General features: G+C 37.3%; 24 protein-coding genes. 17 read left to right on the forward strand and 7 right to left on the reverse strand.

Features of this window, described 5'->3' with window-relative positions; all coding sequences use genetic code 11:
• Positions 1–26 precede the first annotated feature (26 nt).
• The 9 genes from EHR07_RS10635 to EHR07_RS10675 all read left to right on the forward strand — a co-directional run bounded on the left by EHR07_RS10635 (position 27) and on the right by EHR07_RS10675 (position 7,744).
• On the forward strand, positions 27–1,337 hold the full coding sequence (locus EHR07_RS10635; protein ID WP_135745065.1) for an amidohydrolase family protein: 1,311 nt from the start codon (positions 27–29) through the stop codon (positions 1,335–1,337).
• A 30-nt stretch (positions 1,338–1,367) separates the two neighbouring features.
• Entirely contained in the window at positions 1,368–2,060 is a 693-nt protein-coding gene (locus tag EHR07_RS10640) for a hypothetical protein (protein ID WP_135745066.1), read from the forward strand.
• Positions 2,057–3,874, forward strand: a complete 1,818-nt coding sequence (locus tag EHR07_RS10645; protein WP_135745067.1) for a TrkH family potassium uptake protein — start codon at positions 2,057–2,059, stop codon at positions 3,872–3,874. The genes EHR07_RS10640 and EHR07_RS10645 overlap by 4 nt, the downstream gene beginning before the upstream one ends.
• Before the next feature lie 7 nt (positions 3,875–3,881).
• The gene (locus EHR07_RS10650) at positions 3,882–4,577 is read left to right on the forward strand and encodes a potassium channel family protein (protein WP_135745068.1); all 696 of its coding nucleotides are present in this window, start codon (positions 3,882–3,884) and stop codon (positions 4,575–4,577) included.
• Between the two features lie 3 nt (positions 4,578–4,580).
• The gene (locus EHR07_RS10655) at positions 4,581–5,357 is read left to right on the forward strand and encodes a cobalamin-binding protein (RefSeq protein WP_135745069.1); all 777 of its coding nucleotides are present in this window, start codon (positions 4,581–4,583) and stop codon (positions 5,355–5,357) included.
• A gap of 85 nt (positions 5,358–5,442) precedes the next feature.
• Positions 5,443–6,282: a MotA/TolQ/ExbB proton channel family protein gene (locus tag EHR07_RS10660; protein ID WP_135745070.1), complete on the forward strand. Its 840-nt coding sequence runs from the start codon at positions 5,443–5,445 to the stop codon at positions 6,280–6,282.
• Between the two features lie 20 nt (positions 6,283–6,302).
• Positions 6,303–6,722 (forward strand): ExbD/TolR family protein, encoded by a 420-nt coding sequence (locus EHR07_RS10665; protein WP_004787714.1) that lies wholly within the window; start codon positions 6,303–6,305, stop codon positions 6,720–6,722.
• Position 6,723: 1 nt separating this feature from the next.
• Entirely contained in the window at positions 6,724–7,146 is a 423-nt protein-coding gene (locus tag EHR07_RS10670; RefSeq protein WP_015677138.1) for an ExbD/TolR family protein, read from the forward strand.
• 1 nt (position 7,147) lies between these two features.
• A complete protein-coding gene (locus EHR07_RS10675) occupies positions 7,148–7,744 on the forward strand; it encodes an energy transducer TonB (RefSeq protein WP_135745071.1) in 597 nt (198 codons plus the stop codon).
• Positions 7,745–7,912: 168 nt separating this feature from the next.
• Here EHR07_RS10675 and EHR07_RS10680 read toward each other — a convergent pair whose 3' ends face one another.
• Positions 7,913–8,308, reverse strand: a complete 396-nt coding sequence (locus EHR07_RS10680) for a type II toxin-antitoxin system death-on-curing family toxin (protein WP_135745072.1) — start codon at positions 8,306–8,308, stop codon at positions 7,913–7,915.
• Entirely contained in the window at positions 8,305–8,544 is a 240-nt protein-coding gene (locus EHR07_RS10685) for an AbrB/MazE/SpoVT family DNA-binding domain-containing protein (protein WP_100719865.1), read from the reverse strand. The genes EHR07_RS10680 and EHR07_RS10685 overlap by 4 nt, the downstream gene beginning before the upstream one ends.
• A 231-nt stretch (positions 8,545–8,775) precedes the next feature.
• Here EHR07_RS10685 and EHR07_RS10690 point away from each other — a divergent pair, with 231 nt between their 5' ends.
• Together EHR07_RS10690 and EHR07_RS10695 are read left to right on the forward strand one after the other, a co-directional pair.
• Positions 8,776–8,967, forward strand: a complete 192-nt coding sequence (locus EHR07_RS10690; protein WP_135745073.1) for a type II toxin-antitoxin system VapB family antitoxin — start codon at positions 8,776–8,778, stop codon at positions 8,965–8,967.
• Positions 8,964–9,350 carry a PIN domain-containing protein gene (locus tag EHR07_RS10695; RefSeq protein WP_135745074.1) on the forward strand — a complete coding sequence of 129 codons (387 nt, stop codon included), beginning with the start codon at positions 8,964–8,966 and terminating at the stop codon, positions 9,348–9,350. The genes EHR07_RS10690 and EHR07_RS10695 overlap by 4 nt, the downstream gene beginning before the upstream one ends.
• An 85-nt stretch (positions 9,351–9,435) precedes the next feature.
• Here the strand turns inward: EHR07_RS10695 and EHR07_RS10700 are convergent, their stop codons facing one another.
• Both EHR07_RS10700 and EHR07_RS10705 read right to left on the reverse strand, forming a co-directional pair.
• On the reverse strand, positions 9,436–10,272 hold the full coding sequence (locus tag EHR07_RS10700; RefSeq protein ID WP_135745075.1) for an LBF_0142 family lipoprotein: 837 nt from the start codon (positions 10,270–10,272) through the stop codon (positions 9,436–9,438).
• A 176-nt stretch (positions 10,273–10,448) separates the two neighbouring features.
• Entirely contained in the window at positions 10,449–10,820 is a 372-nt protein-coding gene (locus EHR07_RS10705; protein ID WP_004785689.1) for a phasin-related domain-containing protein, read from the reverse strand.
• Positions 10,821–11,060: 240 nt separating this feature from the next.
• Between EHR07_RS10705 and EHR07_RS10710 the strand changes: the two genes are divergently transcribed.
• Together EHR07_RS10710 and EHR07_RS10715 are read left to right on the forward strand one after the other, a co-directional pair.
• On the forward strand, positions 11,061–11,960 hold the full coding sequence (locus EHR07_RS10710; protein WP_135745076.1) for an AraC family transcriptional regulator: 900 nt from the start codon (positions 11,061–11,063) through the stop codon (positions 11,958–11,960).
• Between the two features lie 75 nt (positions 11,961–12,035).
• Positions 12,036–12,485 (forward strand): DoxX family protein, encoded by a 450-nt coding sequence (locus EHR07_RS10715; RefSeq protein ID WP_135745077.1) that lies wholly within the window; start codon positions 12,036–12,038, stop codon positions 12,483–12,485.
• A gap of 170 nt (positions 12,486–12,655) precedes the next feature.
• On the opposite strand, the gene EHR07_RS10720 is transcribed toward EHR07_RS10715, so the two are convergent.
• Positions 12,656–13,948: a malic enzyme-like NAD(P)-binding protein gene (locus tag EHR07_RS10720; RefSeq protein ID WP_135745078.1), complete on the reverse strand. Its 1,293-nt coding sequence runs from the start codon at positions 13,946–13,948 to the stop codon at positions 12,656–12,658.
• A 134-nt stretch (positions 13,949–14,082) separates the two neighbouring features.
• Between EHR07_RS10720 and EHR07_RS10725 the strand changes: the two genes are divergently transcribed.
• The 4 genes from EHR07_RS10725 (at position 14,083) to EHR07_RS19265 (ending at position 16,625) form a co-directional block, all read left to right on the forward strand.
• Complete coding sequence (locus EHR07_RS10725) at positions 14,083–14,799, forward strand: MIP/aquaporin family protein (protein ID WP_135745079.1); 717 nt, start codon at positions 14,083–14,085, stop codon at positions 14,797–14,799.
• 460 nt (positions 14,800–15,259) lie between these two features.
• Complete coding sequence (locus EHR07_RS10730; protein WP_135745080.1) at positions 15,260–15,847, forward strand: hypothetical protein; 588 nt, start codon at positions 15,260–15,262, stop codon at positions 15,845–15,847.
• Positions 15,848–15,876: 29 nt separating this feature from the next.
• Positions 15,877–16,347 (forward strand): hypothetical protein, encoded by a 471-nt coding sequence (locus EHR07_RS10735; protein WP_135745081.1) that lies wholly within the window; start codon positions 15,877–15,879, stop codon positions 16,345–16,347.
• A gap of 155 nt (positions 16,348–16,502) precedes the next feature.
• Positions 16,503–16,625 (forward strand): hypothetical protein, encoded by a 123-nt coding sequence (locus tag EHR07_RS19265; RefSeq protein ID WP_275067017.1) that lies wholly within the window; start codon positions 16,503–16,505, stop codon positions 16,623–16,625.
• Positions 16,626–16,631: 6 nt separating this feature from the next.
• On the opposite strand, the gene EHR07_RS10745 is transcribed toward EHR07_RS19265, so the two are convergent.
• Together EHR07_RS10745 and EHR07_RS19185 are read right to left on the reverse strand one after the other, a co-directional pair.
• A complete protein-coding gene (locus EHR07_RS10745) occupies positions 16,632–17,354 on the reverse strand; it encodes a glycoside hydrolase family 25 protein (protein WP_135745082.1) in 723 nt (240 codons plus the stop codon).
• A gap of 274 nt (positions 17,355–17,628) precedes the next feature.
• Positions 17,629–18,240, reverse strand: coding sequence for an LA_2478/LA_2722/LA_4182 family protein (locus tag EHR07_RS19185; protein WP_238777068.1), 612 nt, complete (start codon positions 18,238–18,240; stop codon positions 17,629–17,631).
• Positions 18,241–18,259: the final 19 nt, after the last annotated feature.

Here is an 18,259-nt window from a genome sequence, read left to right on the forward strand (position 1 = left end):
GTGAAGCATAGTTTTGTCATTCTTATATGTATTGCGATCTACACAACCACCTTTATGGATGTTTACCCCCTGAAACTTTGTATCGAATTGGTAAAAATAACCCAGAACCTAGATGGCATCTCTATTTAGATTCTTATGAAAAAGCTTATGGGTTAAAAATTCGACCTTCTACTTTTTTTGAAGATTATGCTGATATCAAAGAGTTTTCCAAACTCTATCACTTTCGAGAAAAGGCTCCTTTTTTACATTTCCAAGCAAAGTTTAATCTCATCATCGCACTAGTAAAGTTTGATGAACGAGAAATTACAGAAGTAACTCATGATGTTGTCTTATCCAATAGTTTGGATGATATCAGTTATGCGGAATACCGTTTGATGTTTGGTAAAGAAGAACCAAAAGAAAGTTTTTATAGCAAACTAATGGCTTGTTTGGAGGGGCTTTCCAAAGGCGAAAACTCTGCGAAAAAAGAAGGAAAACCCATCCAATCAAAACTGGTGATGTCTCTACATAGAGATATCAATTATGAAAGGCATTATGATTGGATGAAAAATTGGATGGAAAAAGAATCTATCATTCGAGAAGGACTTGTGGGAATTGATTTCTGTCATATCGAAGAAGGTCATCCCCCTAAAGATAAAAAAACTTTTTTCCAATCTGTCATCAAAGACAACAAAGCAGAACCTAACACTGCCTTATCGATCCTTTACCATGTAGGAGAAAGTTTTCGAGACAAAACGCCCTTCTCTGCGGCCCGTTGGGTTTTGGAATCCGCATTGAATGGTGCCCATCGGTTGGGACATGCATTGGCACTTGGTGTTGATTCCGATTATTTTTTGGGAGACGAAAGGACAGAACTTGTATCAGAAGCCAAAGACCAAATCGAATGTGAGTTGGAATCTTATGAAGAGATTACAAGTTTTGGACCATTTTATTCCAAAGAGGAACTCGAACTCAAACGAAAAGAATTAAAAACCAAACCAGATTCTGAACTATTAAAAATCCCATTTGATGCAACGCAGTCCCAATACCTTCATACTTTCCAAAACTTTGTTATGTCTAAGATAGCCCAAACAGAGGCAGTGATTGAATGTTGTCCCTCTTCCAATTTATACATTGGAATGTTAGAGTCACACATCGATCACCCCATCACAAGGTTTCTCCAAAACGATGTCAAAATCACCATTGGTTCGGACGATCCAGGTTTATTTGGAACGACCATGCCCGAGGAATATGGACATGCTCATACGGCTGGAGTCTCTGAAAAAGATTTGGAAACCATCAGGGAAAAGTCATTTTCTTATAGATCTACCAAACTTTCCGGGCGTGAATTGGATTGACCCTGACAGAGATTAGGTAAACTGGAAAGTATGCGGATTTTTTCCCAAGTTTTTGTGCCCATGATTGTTTTCTCTTTGGCAATGGGACCTCTTTTTGGACAAACCAAAGAAGGTTTTTACGACACAAATAATTACGACCTAAGAAATCTTCCCAAGTCAGATCCAGAATCCAATATATTACCGGATGTAACCATCCCTCCCAAATTTGAAACCCCAGCACTCGCCACTCCGAAAAATGTAAGAACCCAGTACACTGGAATTGATTCGATTCCTGGAGCAGGAGCTCTTCTCAATTCAAGAACTACATCGAACTCCAGCCAAAATGCTGCCAATCCCTACAATTTAACTGGTTCACAAAATTTGCCAATCAACCCACTCACCGGGGAAATCAATGAACAAGCGCTTCAAAACCAATTACAAAAAAGTAGAATTAAACAAGAGTTAAAGAAAAAACAAAAAGAAGAGTTTGATGAAGATGCAGTCTACGAAGAAACAAAATTCCGAAGGGCCTATATCATTTTCTTTTTGACCTTACCTTTTGCTCTCATTGCTTCAGCTGGTGGCGTGGCATTACTTCCTGTGGCATTACAAAAGTCAGCAATAGCAAGTGGGATTATGATCACAGGAACCACTGGTCTTTCTGGAACCAATGTTTATCTAGACAGACAACGATTAGAAGAACACCGAGAAAAGAAAAAACAAGTGGCTGAAGTTTTCCCTTGAAACTCAAACGAATCATCGTTTTTCTATCACGATTTTTTCTTTATTTACAAGTCCAAAGATACGAAATTCGAAAATTCTATGTAGAACACTTCCGTTGGCTGGGAAGAACGTTTTATATATTCTTTGGTTTTTTGTCCGTTACCATTTTAATTTTAGATTTTGGATTTTATTATCCGGAAAGTTGGAAAGAATATGTAACTCTTTCAATTCGAACTCTCGTAAGTTTTTTTATTTTCTATGAATCTGTTCATTTAATTTTTACAAACAAACGTTGGAAAGAATATGTATCCATTCACAAAATAGAACTCATCATCTTGCTGATGTTAGGGTTAGAGTTCATTTATGAAAAAAATATAGTTTCGATTTTGAAGTCCTATCATATTTCAGGCGATGATACCACGCTGATCTTTTTATCAGCCAACCAAGTTTTGTTTTTGTTTTCTAACTTAGCCCATTTTTATCGACTTTCTAGAAATCATGATTCCAAAAAACTAAACCCTTCCATTGTATTTGTTTCTTCTTTTGCATTTATCATTTTACTGGGCGTTTGTTTTTTACATTTTCCAAAATCAACCAATGGAACTGTTCCTTCCATTGATCTAGTATTCACAACCATTAGCGCCACTTGTGTGACTGGACTTTCCACAGTCGATATCAGTTCCAGTTTCACATTGACCGGACAATTGATCGTTTTACTTCTCATCCAGGTGGGTGGGCTCGGGCTTATGACGCTTACCAGTTTTTTTTCCATCTTCCTTGCTGGAAAAGTATCAGTAAGTGATACGATGATGATCAAAGACCTTCTATCTGAAGAAACCATGGGTCGGGCCAAAGAAATTTTAAAACAGATTACAATCCAAACTCTTGTCATTGAATCCATTGGAGCGTTCTTATTATTTTATAGTTTCCCAGAAAACTTTCCGATCGCTCTCTCTGAAAAAATTTATTACTCTATCTTCCATTCTATATCTGCATTTTGTAATGCTGGTTTTAGTTTGTTGCCGAATGGACTCGCAACCGAAGGCTTCCAAAGATCAGAAGGTTTTTTATCGGTGATTATGTTTCTGATAGTTCTTGGCGGGCTTGGGTTTCCTGTTTTATTCCAAATTCGCACAAGGTTTGCCAATCCTTTTGATTTTAAGTTTCGATGGTCTGTGACCTCTAAATTGGTATTTTGGACGACCGGCTGTCTTCTGTTATTCGGTTGGGTTTCTTATTATTTTTTAGAACAGAATTCTAGTTTAAAAGGATTAACCACATCCGAACAGATCTTTCATTCTTTGTTTTATTCGGTCACCACAAGAACCGCTGGGTTTAATACTTTGGACCTAAGCCAGATGGGATTTCCCATCACCTTCATATCTTTCTTTTTAATGTGGGTGGGAGCCTCTCCTGTTTCCACCGGAGGTGGAATCAAAACCACAACCTTTGCCATCTCCTTATTAAACATAACCAATGAAATTCGTGGAAAAGAAAGGATGGAAATAAACCACCGAACAATTGCTAACTCATCCATTGCAAGAGCCAGTGCCACAATTGTGCTTTCTTTATTTGTAATTTTCCTTGCCATCTTCAGTTTGTTACTCACTGAAAATGCCAATTTTATCGATTTGTGTTATGAAGTGGTTTCTGCATTTGGGACAGTCGGTCTCACTCGTGGTCTCACTCCTCATTTGAGTGATTCTGGTAAAATCATCATTTGTACCGTAATGTTTGTGGGTAGAGTTGGAATTTTAACGCTACTTGTAGCACTCTCTAAAAAAGTAGATCGTATCTCTTATGAATATCCGAAAGAATATGTGGTTGTAGGTTGAACTTCGTATGCAAAGAAAAAAAATAGCAGTCATCGGAATTGGAAGTTTTGGAAAGTTGTTTGTTCGTTATCTTTTTGATGATGGACATGAAGTAATCGCGATCGACAAAGACCCAATCATCATCGATTCCATAAAAGATTATGTTACCATTGCCGTAACCTTAGATGCCACCGACGAACATGCATTACGATCCCAAGGAATATCTGAAGTGGATTATGCAGTCATTGCCCTTGCCGATGATTTTGAAACCTCTATCATTTGTGCCGAAAGTTTAAAAAAATGTGGTGTTAAAAATATTTACGCTCGTTACCAAACGGAATTGCAAATGAAGGTTTTGGCACTTCTTGGAATCAAAGATTTGTTTAATCCTGAAGAAAAAGCAGCAAGGAGTATGGCCGAAACCTTATCCTTTTCTGGAATGCGTTCTAGTTTTTTACTCTCCGATGAATACAGTGTGGTAGAAGTCACGGTTCCCAAACGTTATATCAACCAAACCATCGCCGATGCAGATCTTCGTCATAAATACAATATCAATGTCATCACCATCAAACGCCCCACGATCAACAAAGATACCAAACGTGCTTCCGATTCAAAATCTGAAAAGATCTTAGGAATCCCACATGGAAATACAGTTCTCAAAGAAGAGGATGTAATTGTTCTCTTTGGATCGCAAACTGACCTGGCTCGTTTTCTGGAAACATAAAATATGGGTCCAGAAAGAATCATTTGTCTTACCGAAGAACCCACAGAGATGTTGTATCTTTTGGGGGAAGAAAAACGGATTGTAGGAATTTCGGTTTATACAGAACGACCAGCTCGTGCTAAAGAAGAAAAAACAAAAGTCTCTGCCTTTATTAGTGGGAACTTAAAAAAAATAACGGCTCTCGAACCCGATCTTGTCATTGGATTTTCTGACATCCAATCCCAACTTGCCAAAGACCTCATTGAACGAGGATTAAATGTTCTTATCTTTAACCAAAGGTCTATCACAGAAATCTTAGCCAATATGCAAATCTTAGGAAACCTTGTGGGCCAGGCCGAAAAAGCCAAAACACTTATTTTAGAATGGCAAAACGCAATAGAGTCTTGGAAACAAGAGAACGAATCCAAATCCAAAAAACCAAAAGTCTTTTTTCAAGAATGGGATGAACCCATCATCACAGGAATCCAATGGGTGAGCGAAGCCATAGAACTTGCCGGTGGCGAAGATTGTTTTTCGCACTTAAAAGATCGTAAACTTGCCAAAGACCGAATCATCACAGCCGAGGATGTGAAGGATGCCAATCCCGATGTCTATGTTGGTTCTTGGTGTGGAAAGGCGATGGACTGGGAATGGGTGCGGAACAAACCCGAATGGGTATCGACAAACTTTATCAAATCCAACAAAATCTTTGAACTAGACCCAAGCATTATATTACAACCAGGGCCTGCTTTGTTTTTAGAAGGAATTCCTAAACTGAAAGAGATCTTCTCCTCCCTTTAATTCCCTACTTTGTCATTCTGCTGTCATATAAATGTAACAGAGATATTCTAGATTTGAAACATATCAATTAGATATGGAGACATTCATGAACTTTTCATGTAACCTGACAAAGAAAAAAATCGCTTTGTCTTTTGTGACCTTACTTATCACAATCTTTACTCTTGCAGAAAAAATCGAAGCACAGGCAGCACCTGCGGCACCAACGACTGAATCCACACAAACCACAGAAGCACCAGCAGAAACTCCGGCTCCTGTAGCAGAAGCTCCTGCGGAAGCACCACAACAAGAATCTGAAATCGGACTCGTTAAATTGTTTGTGACAGGTGGATGGTCAATGTGGCCACTACTCCTTTCTTCTATCGTAGGATTTGGTGTGATCTTAGAAAGAATGTACTTTTTCTTCACAGCAAAACTAATCAGAAAAGGATACAACCAAGATTTACAAGATGCCATTGATGCTTCTGGAATGAATGGAATTGAAGAATTCTTAAAAGCAAACGAAGGCCAAAAAATCACTGACGTCTTAAAAAATGGTATGGAAGTTTCTCAAAACGATCCAGAGATTTTTGCAGCTGGTATCGAAAGAGAAGCTGGTGAAGTGATGACTCTTCTCGAAAAAGGTCTTACTGTTCTTTCTGCAGTCTCTACGATTGCTCCACTTGTTGGATTTCTTGGAACTGTATCAGGTATGATCAACGCATTCGATGCGATTGCAAACGCTGACCAAGTGAACGCGAAAGTGGTTGCTGGTGGTATCAAAGAAGCTCTTATTACTACTGCTGCTGGTCTTATCGTTGCGATTCCTGCAATGACATTCTACCAATACTTACAAGGCCGAGTTGCATTCTTTACTTCTGAAGTAGAAGAAGCTGCAAACAAAATCTATAAAGAATACTTAAAACTCAAAGCCGGAAAAAGAGCGTAAAGAGCGGAAACTAACTAACCATGATTAAGTTAAAGAAAAAACAAGAACTAGAGGAGATATCGGCAGCATCCATGTCGGATATTGCCTTTCTACTCTTGGTATTTTTTATGGTAACTGCTGTATTCTTTGTAAAGGAAGGACTTAACATTTCTCTTCCTCGCAAACAATCCGAACCTCAGCCTTTTTTACGTAAGAACGTATATGAAATTTTGGTAACACAAGACAGATACAAAATGCGTAACCCAGCATTCGGAACCAAAGAATATTCTAGTTTAAAAGAATTTCGTGATGACCTAAACCAAATGGAAATCCCGGATCTTAAAAACAAACTAGCACTCATTGTTACAACCGGTGATACCAAATATGCAAAGATGTTGGATGCCTTATCCGCAGTTCAACTTCGTGGATTTGAAAAAATCTCAGTGAGAAAGAAGAAATAATATGTTACGAAGAAAGAGAGTCGCACCTTCAGTTCCCGTAAGTTCGATGGCAGACATTGCCTTCCTACTTCTCGTGTTCTTTATGGTAACCTCCGTATTAGATTCGGATCCAGACCTTCCCATCAATCTACCAGATGTTCCTGGTGGAGAACAGTTAAACAAAAAGATTGCCAATCTTTATCTAACTGCTGATGAAAAGAGAACTGTCTATTTCAACTCAGTGAAGATGGAACTTAACGAAGCAATGAGTGAAATCAGAGCTAAAATTTCCACTACACCTGACTTAAAAGTTTTGATCCACGCAGATCAAGATTTAACTTATGAAGAGTTGGACAATGTATTCGAAACTCTCCGAGAGATTGGAGCCTTAAAGGTTTCTCTCGTTACCAAGACCACTCAAGGTGGCGGGTTAAAAGGAAAGTAACGTGAACGGAACAGTTGTTACACAGAAAAGATCCAAACGCGAAAGAATCCATAGGTTCATTGATAGATACCGAATCGAAACTGGTCTCGCCATTTCTGCCTTTGTCCAAGCCATCATCATTCTCTTTTGGTTCACTCCTCATTTGGAAACCGATAGTTTGGATGACCTTGTAGAAGAAGTTGCTTTCATCGACAATGTCCAAATCCAAGAACCATCTACCGATTCCAAACCAACAGATGGTGATTTTGATTTAACCGACAAAGAAAAAGAAGAGAAAAAGGAAGACCCACGCATTGCTGGAGCTTCTGATCCCATCGTTTCGGGAGCTACTTCTCCAGTGGATTTATCACCTAACGTTCGCCCTGAATATACATCTGAGGCAAAAGCACTTGGTGTGACAGGAACTATGACTTTGGAAGTGATCATCGGAAATACTGGCGAAGTGTTACGAGTTCGTTCCGTAGGAAAACAGTTAGGTGGCGGTCTTGAAGAAGAAGCCGTCAAAGTTTACCGAAGAAAAAGATTTTCTCCATCGATCCTTGAAGGAAAAGCCATCACCGTGAAGGTGCTTGTTCCGATTCGATTTACATTAAATTAAAACTATCATTGGGGCGAATCCACCACCAAACGGTGGTGGACCGGGCTCTCCGCTGCAATCTGCAAGCAGGATTTCCGCTACGATCCCTTTCGCAAAAGAAATGATCCTAATAATTTCCTCATTATCTTTTGATCTATCAACATCGTATAACAAAAGAATTCGTGTATCCTATTGATTTGATTTAGATGAATGTTTCAACCACTTAGCCAACTCAACTTCTTTGATAGAGCCATCTGCTACTTTTAACATAACATTCACAACATCTTCCTCTGATGTATCTATAATGAATCCGTTAGAAGCTAAAAATACATACATCAAAAGAAACGACGTTCTCTTGTTTCCATCCATAAAGGGATGATTTTTAGCGACACCGATTCCAAGGGAAGCCGTAAGTGCAAAAATAGTAGACTCAGGTTTGTAATGCCATTGATTCTTTGGTCGGTCCAGAGCTGATTCAAGTAAACCGATATCTCGAATTCCCAAAGAACCTCCGTGTTGTTTGATTTGATCTAAATGAATCGCCTCAGCAATTTTTCTATTTAACCACTTAGGTTCCCGTTTCATTTCGCTAATTCTTTAAGCGCATTTCTATATTTCTTAGAAGCATCCTGATAAAATTCCATAGCTGATTCAAAGTCTGGATCATAGGGAGACAAAAGAATACCGTTTTCAGTTTCGACAAGAAAGACAGTGTCTCCTTCATGAAAATTATATTTCTCAAGAAGTGCTTTTGGGATCGTTGCCCCTGATGAATTTCCAATCGCTCGAATCGTAGTTTTTTTGACCGCAGAACTTTCCATGGTTATAACATAAGTAATAACTTTGGAAATTCAATCGAATTTTCTAGGTTTTGAAATTTTGGGTATAGCTTTTCTTGAAAATTTAACGCAACCGAGGGGGGCTAATAATACTTGATTTCATTTTTCTACTGTCAAATTCACCTGGCAAACATTCCTCTCCACATTCTCGTTACCTTTATCTCTCAAAGAAAACTTGACTTATGCATAAAAAAGGACTACTTTATGCATATCATGAGAACAACTATCGATATCCCAGAAGAATTAGTTCGTGAAGCAATGAAACTGACCCATTTAAAAACAAAAACGGATGTAATCAAAGAAGGCCTGCAAACATTAATTAGAAAAGAAAAACTAAAAAACTTGAAAAATTACAAAGGGGCCATTGATCTTACTATCGATCTCAATACTATACGGAAAAGATGAGCCAAGTTGTTTTAGACTCATCCATTTGGATTGAATATTTTAGAAATTCTAATACAACGATTTCGTTTCAAGTTGATTCACTCATCGATAGTGGAAATATTTATACTAATGAATTAATATTGGCGGAGTTAGTTCCTTTTCTTAAGCTAAAGAAACAAAACCAGTTAATCCAAATTTTAGAATCGATTGAATGTTTAAAATTGAATATTGACTGGAAACAACTGATCGATTACCAAACTTTAATCATTCGAAATGGTATCAATCGCGTGGGAATACCAGATTTAATCATAGCTCAAAATATAATTCAATACCAAGCCACTTTATTCACTCTAGACAAACACTTTAAACTTATTAGTAAATTCATTAAACTGAGTCTCTTTTAAGCGAATGCTATCAATAGTAATAGAAATTAAACTTTGAATTTTCTCATCGTGGTTAGGTGACACAATGCAATAGAGAAGTTCATACTTATTCCGGTAACTCCAATACCTTATCTTCTTCTTCCATTGGTTGTTTGGGAATTTCCATTTTTTCGATTCGGATTTCATGAACAAAATCAGGATCTTCAAACTTATCTAAAATACTAATACGTCTCGGATATTGTTTGTCGTTCCAAACTTCATAGTATCCGTATTTGATCACACCTTTGTAAAAACTAAAAAGTTCTCTGTAGGTAAACTCCATCCATTCCAAAGCACCACTTGTTTTTTCAAAGTAACCAACATATTGGTCTGTGTCGGGAGTGGCATTCACCTGAACAGAAGTGAAATAAACCACTTCATAGTCTTGGCCTAATTTTTGATTGGAACCTGCATATTGAATGATAGGATATTCTGTCAGTCGCCAAGGCAATGTTAGATACAAACGAAGGGATTCTAAATAAACTCGAACTTCATCGTCACCAGTAAAAACTTTTCCTGTATCAGCAGCAATTTGGTAAGTGTCTTTTTTGACAAGGCCAAGGATCAGGCCTTTTTTTTCACCACCAAGGAATTCCACTTCCATTGCATCTTTTTCAAAATCCAAATACACACGAAGCCTTTGTTCCGATTCTTTGATCGGAGTAAAAAATCGAACAAACTTAGAATGCCAAACGTCTTTTAAAAAAAATTGGATATGTTTGTACCCTTTCCAATCGCCGGGCGTGAGTTCTTTCACAGGGGGATTTGTAATGATCGACAATCCCTTCTTTTTTAAGTCAGGATTGAAACCTTCTTTTTGTAAGGTGGGAGGGCGTAGATCAGCCAAAGAACAAGAAATAAAAAATAAAGAAATGGAAATGAGTAAAACATGGAAACGAAACATTGATTCCAGAGTGAAGCAAAAACGATCCTCTGTCAATAGGGAAAGTGAATCAGAACAAACTAAGGTTTATAAGAATCAGAAGATTGAAGTTTCGAAAGTGGGAGAATGAGATGAGTTAATACTAAAGAAGAAGAGAGATAAGGCCGGAATCCCGACCCTCTCTTTTTAAATGATACTTATGCTTTTGCAGCACCTGTTTTTTTGATCGATTCAGCAACTTCGTTGATTTTTGCTTTTACGGATTCGATTTTTCCTTCAGGCATTTTTGCTTTGATTTCTTCAGCAATTTTGTTGTAGTTTTCTACGATTTTAGAACGAGTTTCGTCGTAGTTTTTTCCAGCAACACTAGAGAATTCTTTAATGTCTGTTAGGATTTTGTCAACGGATTGGCGAATCTTTACAGAATCTTCTGTATTGTCCAAAGCACCTTTGGATACTAATTCATTATAAGTTGTTTCCAACTGAGTTTTTGCTTTTTCAAGACCTTCTTTTCCCGATTGGAAAAGTCCGATTCCTGCGTTAAGAATGTCCATGATTTGTTTTTCCATAATTTAGCTCCTGGTTTTCACCTATTTGTGCAGCGCACAACACTGTTATGTGCGTCGCACAAAATCTTTCAAGAACTTTTTTATCCCATTTTGTAAATTTTTGGAATTTTTTTTCGTAACCCATTTACGATTCAATTCCAAAGAATTCTTCCCAAAGGGAAAAATACCACTATCCGCATCATTTTATATTCGAATCCTCTGGATTTTGCCGGGTAACTTGTTATTTAATCAAAGAAAGAAATGAAAACTCTAAATCCACCATCCAAGATACAAAAGGACATTAAAAACATCCCTCTACTTCATTTAACAGATGTTAACATAAATATAAAAAATCCTTTTTTCTACACCGGTCGTTTGGAAGATTTACCCAATGAATTCCAAATCTTTGATAGCTCGCACAGACATTCTTATTATGCTTTATTCTTTTTTACAGAAGGAGAAGGCATTCACACAATCGACTTCCATTCCCATTCTATTGCAAAGAATAGTCTTTTTTTCTTAAGACCAGGACAAGTCCATTCCTGGACTTTTTCCAAACCTGTGAAAGGTTATGCATTAAAAATTTATCCTGATTATTTATCTGAGGAGGGAGGACAAACTACTAATTTTCAAAACTATCCCTTTTTCCAATTGAGAAATGAAAATTCGAAACTTGTGGTCAAAGATTCAGAACAATTAAAAAACGATTTTGAAAGATTACTCATAGAAAAGAAATCCAATTCAAATTCTTCTATGGTCTATTTACTCATTCAATTGGTTTTACAACAATCTCTGAATGAATTCAAATCATCCTTTCAGGACATAGTGACCATTGATTCTAAGTTAGGAGATTTTTTTCGTTTATTAGAAAATCATTTTAAAGAGCAAAAAACTACATCGTACTATGCAAAACAGATTGGAACTTCCTCAGGAAATTTAAACCAATTATGCCAAAAACAATATGGAAAATCGGCAAAAGCAATTATCCAAGAAAGGTTAATTTTAGAAATCAAACGACTGTTACTACATTCCGATTTGAATATCAACCAAATTGCATTGACTTTGGGATTTGATGACAATTCTTATTTTAGTAAATTCTTTAAGAACCTCACAAACAACTCACCCGAAAAATTCAGAAGCCTGAAACGAAAACTACCATAAAAATCAAATTCTCTCCATTTACCAACTTTCTCTTTTTCTGTAAGATACAACCAACACTTAGAAAAGGAAATGAAAATGTTAGAAAAGTTATTTTACACAGAATCCAGTTGGTTTTTTACCTTACTCAGATTAGTTTTAGGTTTTGTGATTTTACCACACGGATTACAGAAGTTATGTGGATGGTTTGGAGGGTATGGATTTTCTGCCACTTTGGATTTTTTTAAATCGGAAGGGATCCCCTATGCCATTGGTTTTTTAGTCATTGTAGCAGAATCATTCGGCGCTCTTGGACTCATCTTCGGATTTTTCACAAGGCTTTCCGCATTTGGGATTGGACTTACTATGATCGGAGCAGCCATTTATGTAAGAAAAAACGGCTTTTTTATGAATTGGTTCAACCAACAAGCGGGCGAAGGATTTGAATATCACATCTTAGCCATTGGAATTTCTGTGATTTTGATGTTCACTGGCGGTGGTCAACTAGCAATTGATAGTTGGGTAGCCCAAAATATCAATTCTAATTGAATCCAATAGATTCCAACAAAATAAAACGTTTTGAAAGATAGAAGGAAAGTGAATTTAGCGAAATCACATTAACGTTAAAACAAAACAAGTTTCAACCAAATCTAAATACAAAGTTTTCGATTGTTTAGTTTCGATCATTCGAAACCGAGAGAATCTTATCTATTTTGTATTTAGATTTCTAAAGCGCTGATTGGCTCTTGTTGTTGGGCCATGATCGATTCCAAAAACTTAACATAGGCCTCGCGACCTGGATATTCTACTTGGTTGACTCCGGTTTTGACAGCAGCCTCTGCTACGGCCGGAGCCACATGGTAAAGAACCCTTGAGTCCAAAGGTTTTGGAATGATATAGTCAGCACCAAACCGGATTTCTTTTTCGTTGTAAGCTTCAGAGACTTCGATCGGAACCGGAAGTTTAGTGAGTTCGCTTAACGCATAAGCCGCAGCCAATTTCATTTCCATATTCACAACTTTTGCACGAACATCTAATGCTCCGCGAAAGATAAATGGAAACCCAAGTACATTGTTAACTTGATTATGATAATCACTGCGACCTGTTGCCATGATGAGGTCTGGTCTTGCACGTTTTGCATCTGGATAAGGAATCTCTGGATCAGGATTGGCAAGTGCAAACATAATGGGTTTCTCAGCCATAGTTTTTACCATTGCTTCTGTTACGACATTAGCAACAGAAACTCCAATAAATAGATCCGTTCCAGGAAAGATATCTGCTAACGTTTCTGCTTCGGTGTTACGAACAAAAGGTAACTTGGATTCATGTAAGTTGGTTCGTTTGTGACTAATCACACCTCTTGAATCCAACATAAATATTGATTCATGTTTGACTCCGATATGTGTTAACATCTCAGCAATGGAGATGGCAGCAGCACCTGCTCCATTGATCACAACTTTGATATTACCAGCTTTTTTGCCAGTAATCTCTAATGAGTTTAATAAGGCAGCAGTAGAAATGATAGCCGTTCCATGTTGGTCATCATGAAACACAGGAATTTTCATACTTTCATCTAAAGTTTTTTCTATATGAAAACATTCTGGGGCACGAATGTCTTCCAAGTTGATACCACCAAACGTTGGTTCGAGGGCCTTTACAATGGTAATGAATTTTTCAGGATCAGTTTCATTAATTTCAATATCAAAGACATCGATGCCGGCAAATTTTTTAAATAAAACTGCCTTTCCTTCCATCACTGGTTTTCCGGCGGAAGCTCCAATATTTCCAAGACCTAAAATGGCAGTGCCATTGGTGATGATTCCGACTAAATTACCTCGGTTCGTGTATTCGTAGACGAGATCAGGTTGTTTTTCAATTTCGAGGCAAGGGTAAGCGACACCCGGTGAGTAGGCCAAGGACAGATCGTAACTGTTCTCCGTTGGTTTTGTCGGAACTACTTTGGTTTTTCCTTTCGGAAACCTAGAGTGATACTCAAGTGCGCTATTTTTCATGGTCTATTTTCCCATGATTTATGATTCGATGGAAAATCCTAGAATAAATTGGAGGGATGGGCTTTCAAAAAAGGTTGATGGAAGTTCTATGTCCCTTTAGATAAAGACCTTACGAAAAGCCATAGGGGGCAAATTTGGAACTCGTCGGAGAATTTTTTGGAACAGCTGTTCTTATTTTACTGGGTGATGGCGTTGTTGCCGGTGTTTTATTAGAAAAATCAAAAGCAAAAGACGGAGGATGGATCACCATCACCACTGCTTGGGCCCTGGCGGTTTGTTTCGGTGTTTTGGTGGCAAAGGCCTTGGGAAGTCCTGGTGCCCATCTGAATCCTGCAGTCACCCTTTCTGTTTGTATCCAGTCGGGTGATTTTTCCAATTTTCTCCCCTATAGCCTCGCACAAATCGCAGGGGCTGCCCTCGGTGCCACCCTTGTGTACTTGCACTACCTTCCCCATTGGAAAGAAACCAAAGATGCGGGAGTCATTCTAGCAGTATTCTCTACATCACCTGCCATCAAACATACCATTTCCAACGGGATTAGTGAAGGCCTTGGGACCTTTCTTCTCATCCTCGGAATCCATGCCATCTTCTCTCCGTTCAACGGTGGTGCCACAGGAGTTGTGGGAACGGGATTTGTAGCCCTTCTTGTTTGGGCCATAGGTCTTTCTATGGGTGGAACCACAGGTTATGCAATTAACCCAGCACGCGACTTAGGCCCAAGGATTGCCCATTGGCTTTTGCCCATTCCCAACAAAGGAAATTCGAATTGGAAATACGCATGGCTTCCCGTTGTGATTCCGTTAGTGGGTGGTGGACTTGCGGCGGTTGTAATTCGGTGGGGGATCTTGTAGTTTGTGTAAAGGTTTAAATCAACAAGATTGGAATTTTTAATTTAGGAATTCCAATCTTACCTAAGAGGGACATTCAGACAAAGATTCAATTCATACGTACAATAATAAATTTCAACACACCACTGTTTTTTTATCAAACTTGTTCAACTATAAGGATCTATATCAATCATAAACTAACTGAAATCATCATTTTCCATTTCGATCATAACAATTACCATTTCCATTTTTCTCACAGAATTCTGAACAAATATAAAATTTTCTAATGTTATGCTATGATAAATCAACAGGAATGTATTAGAAAAATATTGACTTGAATTATTTTAGAAAATTAATGATTAACAACAGATATTCGATTGTTTCAAGTTACATTAAACTTTGAATCAATAAAAAATTATACCATTAATTAGAATATTCGTTAGATCAAATATAACATGAAACCTAATAGAAACCATATAGGACTATGAAACATAAATTAATTCTTTTTTGCATCTTCACTCTCCCCTTCCTCACGATTTTTGCTACAGAATCAGAAACTTTAGATACTTTTCGTGGAATTAATTTTTCTACAACGGAAGCTCAAAAAATAAAAGCCATGTCCATTTTCATTCCACAGGCCGCAAAAAGATCCGACTCCATTCATATGAAGGATAAGTATCCAATCACTTTCTTTAAGGCAGATTGCATCCAAGAAAAGGAATGTTTTTCCTTACTCATTGCTGTATCTGTCATACCAGACTCAACAAAATCCTTTGATACTTTGGTGGAAGAATCAAGAGCTGCTGATTTTGGCAATCCACCGTACGAAGTGAACAAATGGGTCGAACTTCTCACATTCAAAACAGACAAAACCAAAATTTTAATGGGGCCTGGGGAATTACTGGGAACAAAGATAAACACATTTTATTACATGAAAGATACCAATGAAACTTACAGAGTTTCCATGAACCTAATCTACCATCCTAAATTTCCGGAGGAAGAATGGCAGGATATTCTAATGCATTCGTTTCTTATCTTAAACAGTATCAATATCGAATCAAAAACAAAGTGAAAAAACGATCGCACTAAAAAAGAAAATTTATGAATCAATACGAAACAATACTCAATCAAGTCATTGGGGAATATAAAAATCTTTTTGGCAAAGCAGCAAATGTCACCATCCCATTTGAAGGCCAGAAAAAAATTCAAAAGAACATTCGTCTTTTCGATTGGTTTCAAATAAGTAAAAACAAAAAAATCGAATTCTATGACCGGTTTGGTGACATTGATGAAGAAAATGTTCTCGGTAAATACATTATCGACAATGGTGACGATGAGATATTCTCACCGGAACTACGGGAAGGAGTTGTTCCCTTTGCTTACATTGTCGATGACGGTGCCACTGGAAATGATTACCAAGAAGAAGGAATTTTGATGTTAGACCTTCGAGATGCAAAACGTCCGGTTCTCATTGCTGAAGTGGATGGCACCATTGACGGCCAAACGCCATTTACAATGGTATCATTTGCATCTTTAAATTTAAAGTCAGGTAAAATCAAAGTAGAAGATTAGAGGAAGCGAATGAAGAAAGTCCTGCTTCTACTCGCGAAAGGTTTCGAATCATTTGAAGCCAGTGTTTTCATTGATGTCATTGGTTGGAACCTTGTGGATGGAGACAAAAACAACTAGCTGACCTTGGTGCCAGTGTTCAAATGGAGCCGATCGTATTGGATAAAAAAATTATCACAAGTTGGAGTCCTGCGACTGCAATGGGAGTTGCTTTCCTTCTTCTAAAGTTGTTAACCTCAGAAGAAAACACAAATTATATCAAAGAAATTATGGGTTATTAGAATTGTTTAGTTTGGATTATTTAATTGTATTAAACTTTCAAGACTACCATTTAGAACATTTAAATCAACTGGGCCACTGATTCCGTCAATTCTCGCAGTATTTTTATATTGCCAAATCATCCAATCAAGGGACGAAAATGTATTGGGATGTAGAAAAATATTTCGAATCCAAATGGGGTGGTTAAATAACTGATCCCCAAGATATTTTTCTATAAATTCATTCGTTAAATAAAGAATGGCTTTGGTTTTATAGTAAGTATCCACTTTATTTAAGAAAATAGAAATTTCATTCTGAACATTTTCAATTTTCGGCCTATCTTTACAATTCCCAACGAATTCTAAATCAACAACGGGTGGTAATGAATCCATCTCTAAAGGAACTGATTGAATAAAATTTTCAGCTTGTTCAGCACCTGGTTTGCATAAGGTGAAAAAATGGTAGGCTCCCACTTTAAATCCCACTTTCTTTGCTTCATTCCAATTATATGAAAACGACTTATCTTTAAAATCTCCTCCTTCTGTTGCTTTGATATAAACAAAGGAAATTTGTTTTTTCGGCACTTGGTTCCATTCAATTTTGCCTTGGTGATTGGATACATCGATACCCCTAATGGGATATTTTTCTTCCGAAGGATAAACAAACCATAGTAGTCCTAAATCAAAAACCTTATATAGAGCCGAGAAGGCGAACAAAACGAAGAAAGCTAAAATGAATATTTTTTTTATCATAACAATTATCGATATAGATCTTCTAAAAAACTGTCAGGTAGCGTTTATTCGCATTGCGTATATTTGCCAATCTAACTTTTGGCGGCGGTTATACGAATAACACATATTTCCCATTGAATCACTTTTTGCGAAATATTCCTATGAAATTTATAATTAAAAGAAAAGGCGGGTTATCCGAATAACGCATAGTTACCGCTTGTGTCGGCGGTGGCTATACGCATCGCGCATATTAGACTAACGCAGGTTTGCTATCACCATTCCAAATCTGATAAATCTAGTTCCCATTCTGTACCTTTTGAAACACTAAACAAGATGACACGGTATCTATTTTCCCTTCTTGTAAATCCTTACAGCTAAATTGTAAAATTTGTTTGTGACAATCCTTATAAGCCGTTTGAATTGCCAATGGATCAGCTCCAATTAGTTTATATGCGTTACTCTCCCGAAATCGTTTTTGGCATTGTGTTTCTTCCAATCTTCCTTCGGTAAATTTTTTCAGATTCTCTGGAATGGATTTCCATTCTTTATCAGCACACTCTCTATACTTAGCACAAATCTCCGCTGTTAAACCCAAAGATTCATTTTGCCATTCAACATTCACAATCCCTTTGTCTTTTTTACAAGAAACTACCGTCATAAAAACAAGAATAGATAAGAAAAGAATCAGTCCATTTTGTGATTTTGCTTTAGAAAAAGAATGAACCGCTCGGCTTTTCATCGTGATTCGTTTATTTCCCAAACTGAAGTGTGTGTTATCCGTATTGCGTATAGCCGGCAAACTGAATCTTCTGTGATTTGTATTTCGTATATCTTCCAAACTACCAACCGTGTTATACGCATGACGTATAACTCTTTTCAACTTTAAAAATAGTTTTACTAAGTTCATAATTTCCTTTGATTTTCCT

The organism is Leptospira bandrabouensis (assembly GCF_004770905.1).
GTDB lineage: Bacteria > Spirochaetota > Leptospiria > Leptospirales > Leptospiraceae > Leptospira_A > Leptospira_A bandrabouensis.

What these genes read in the sequence shown, in the direction of transcription:
- EHR07_RS10635 (WP_135745065.1), top strand. Translation starts at nt 27, where the DNA reads ATGTATTGCGATCTACACAACCACCTTTATGGATGTTTACCCCCTGAA.
- EHR07_RS10640 (WP_135745066.1), top strand. Translation starts at nt 1,368, where the DNA reads ATGCGGATTTTTTCCCAAGTTTTTGTGCCCATGATTGTTTTCTCTTTG.
- EHR07_RS10650 (WP_135745068.1), top strand. Translation starts at nt 3,882, where the DNA reads ATGCAAAGAAAAAAAATAGCAGTCATCGGAATTGGAAGTTTTGGAAAG.
- EHR07_RS10655 (WP_135745069.1), top strand. Translation starts at nt 4,581, where the DNA reads ATGGGTCCAGAAAGAATCATTTGTCTTACCGAAGAACCCACAGAGATG.
- EHR07_RS10660 (WP_135745070.1), top strand. Translation starts at nt 5,443, where the DNA reads ATGAACTTTTCATGTAACCTGACAAAGAAAAAAATCGCTTTGTCTTTT.
- EHR07_RS10665 (WP_004787714.1), top strand. Translation starts at nt 6,303, where the DNA reads ATGATTAAGTTAAAGAAAAAACAAGAACTAGAGGAGATATCGGCAGCA.
- EHR07_RS10670 (WP_015677138.1), top strand. Translation starts at nt 6,724, where the DNA reads ATGTTACGAAGAAAGAGAGTCGCACCTTCAGTTCCCGTAAGTTCGATG.
- EHR07_RS10680 (WP_135745072.1), bottom strand. Translation starts at nt 8,308, where the DNA reads ATGAAACGGGAACCTAAGTGGTTAAATAGAAAAATTGCTGAGGCGATT.
- EHR07_RS10685 (WP_100719865.1), bottom strand. Translation starts at nt 8,544, where the DNA reads ATGGAAAGTTCTGCGGTCAAAAAAACTACGATTCGAGCGATTGGAAAT.
- EHR07_RS10690 (WP_135745073.1), top strand. Translation starts at nt 8,776, where the DNA reads ATGAGAACAACTATCGATATCCCAGAAGAATTAGTTCGTGAAGCAATG.
- EHR07_RS10695 (WP_135745074.1), top strand. Translation starts at nt 8,964, where the DNA reads ATGAGCCAAGTTGTTTTAGACTCATCCATTTGGATTGAATATTTTAGA.
- EHR07_RS10700 (WP_135745075.1), bottom strand. Translation starts at nt 10,272, where the DNA reads ATGTTTCGTTTCCATGTTTTACTCATTTCCATTTCTTTATTTTTTATT.
- EHR07_RS10705 (WP_004785689.1), bottom strand. Translation starts at nt 10,820, where the DNA reads ATGGAAAAACAAATCATGGACATTCTTAACGCAGGAATCGGACTTTTC.
- EHR07_RS10710 (WP_135745076.1), top strand. Translation starts at nt 11,061, where the DNA reads ATGAAAACTCTAAATCCACCATCCAAGATACAAAAGGACATTAAAAAC.
- EHR07_RS10715 (WP_135745077.1), top strand. Translation starts at nt 12,036, where the DNA reads ATGTTAGAAAAGTTATTTTACACAGAATCCAGTTGGTTTTTTACCTTA.
- EHR07_RS10720 (WP_135745078.1), bottom strand. Translation starts at nt 13,948, where the DNA reads ATGAAAAATAGCGCACTTGAGTATCACTCTAGGTTTCCGAAAGGAAAA.
- EHR07_RS10730 (WP_135745080.1), top strand. Translation starts at nt 15,260, where the DNA reads ATGAAACATAAATTAATTCTTTTTTGCATCTTCACTCTCCCCTTCCTC.
- EHR07_RS10735 (WP_135745081.1), top strand. Translation starts at nt 15,877, where the DNA reads ATGAATCAATACGAAACAATACTCAATCAAGTCATTGGGGAATATAAA.
- EHR07_RS10745 (WP_135745082.1), bottom strand. Translation starts at nt 17,354, where the DNA reads ATGATAAAAAAAATATTCATTTTAGCTTTCTTCGTTTTGTTCGCCTTC.
- EHR07_RS19185 (WP_238777068.1), bottom strand. Translation starts at nt 18,240, where the DNA reads ATGAACTTAGTAAAACTATTTTTAAAGTTGAAAAGAGTTATACGTCAT.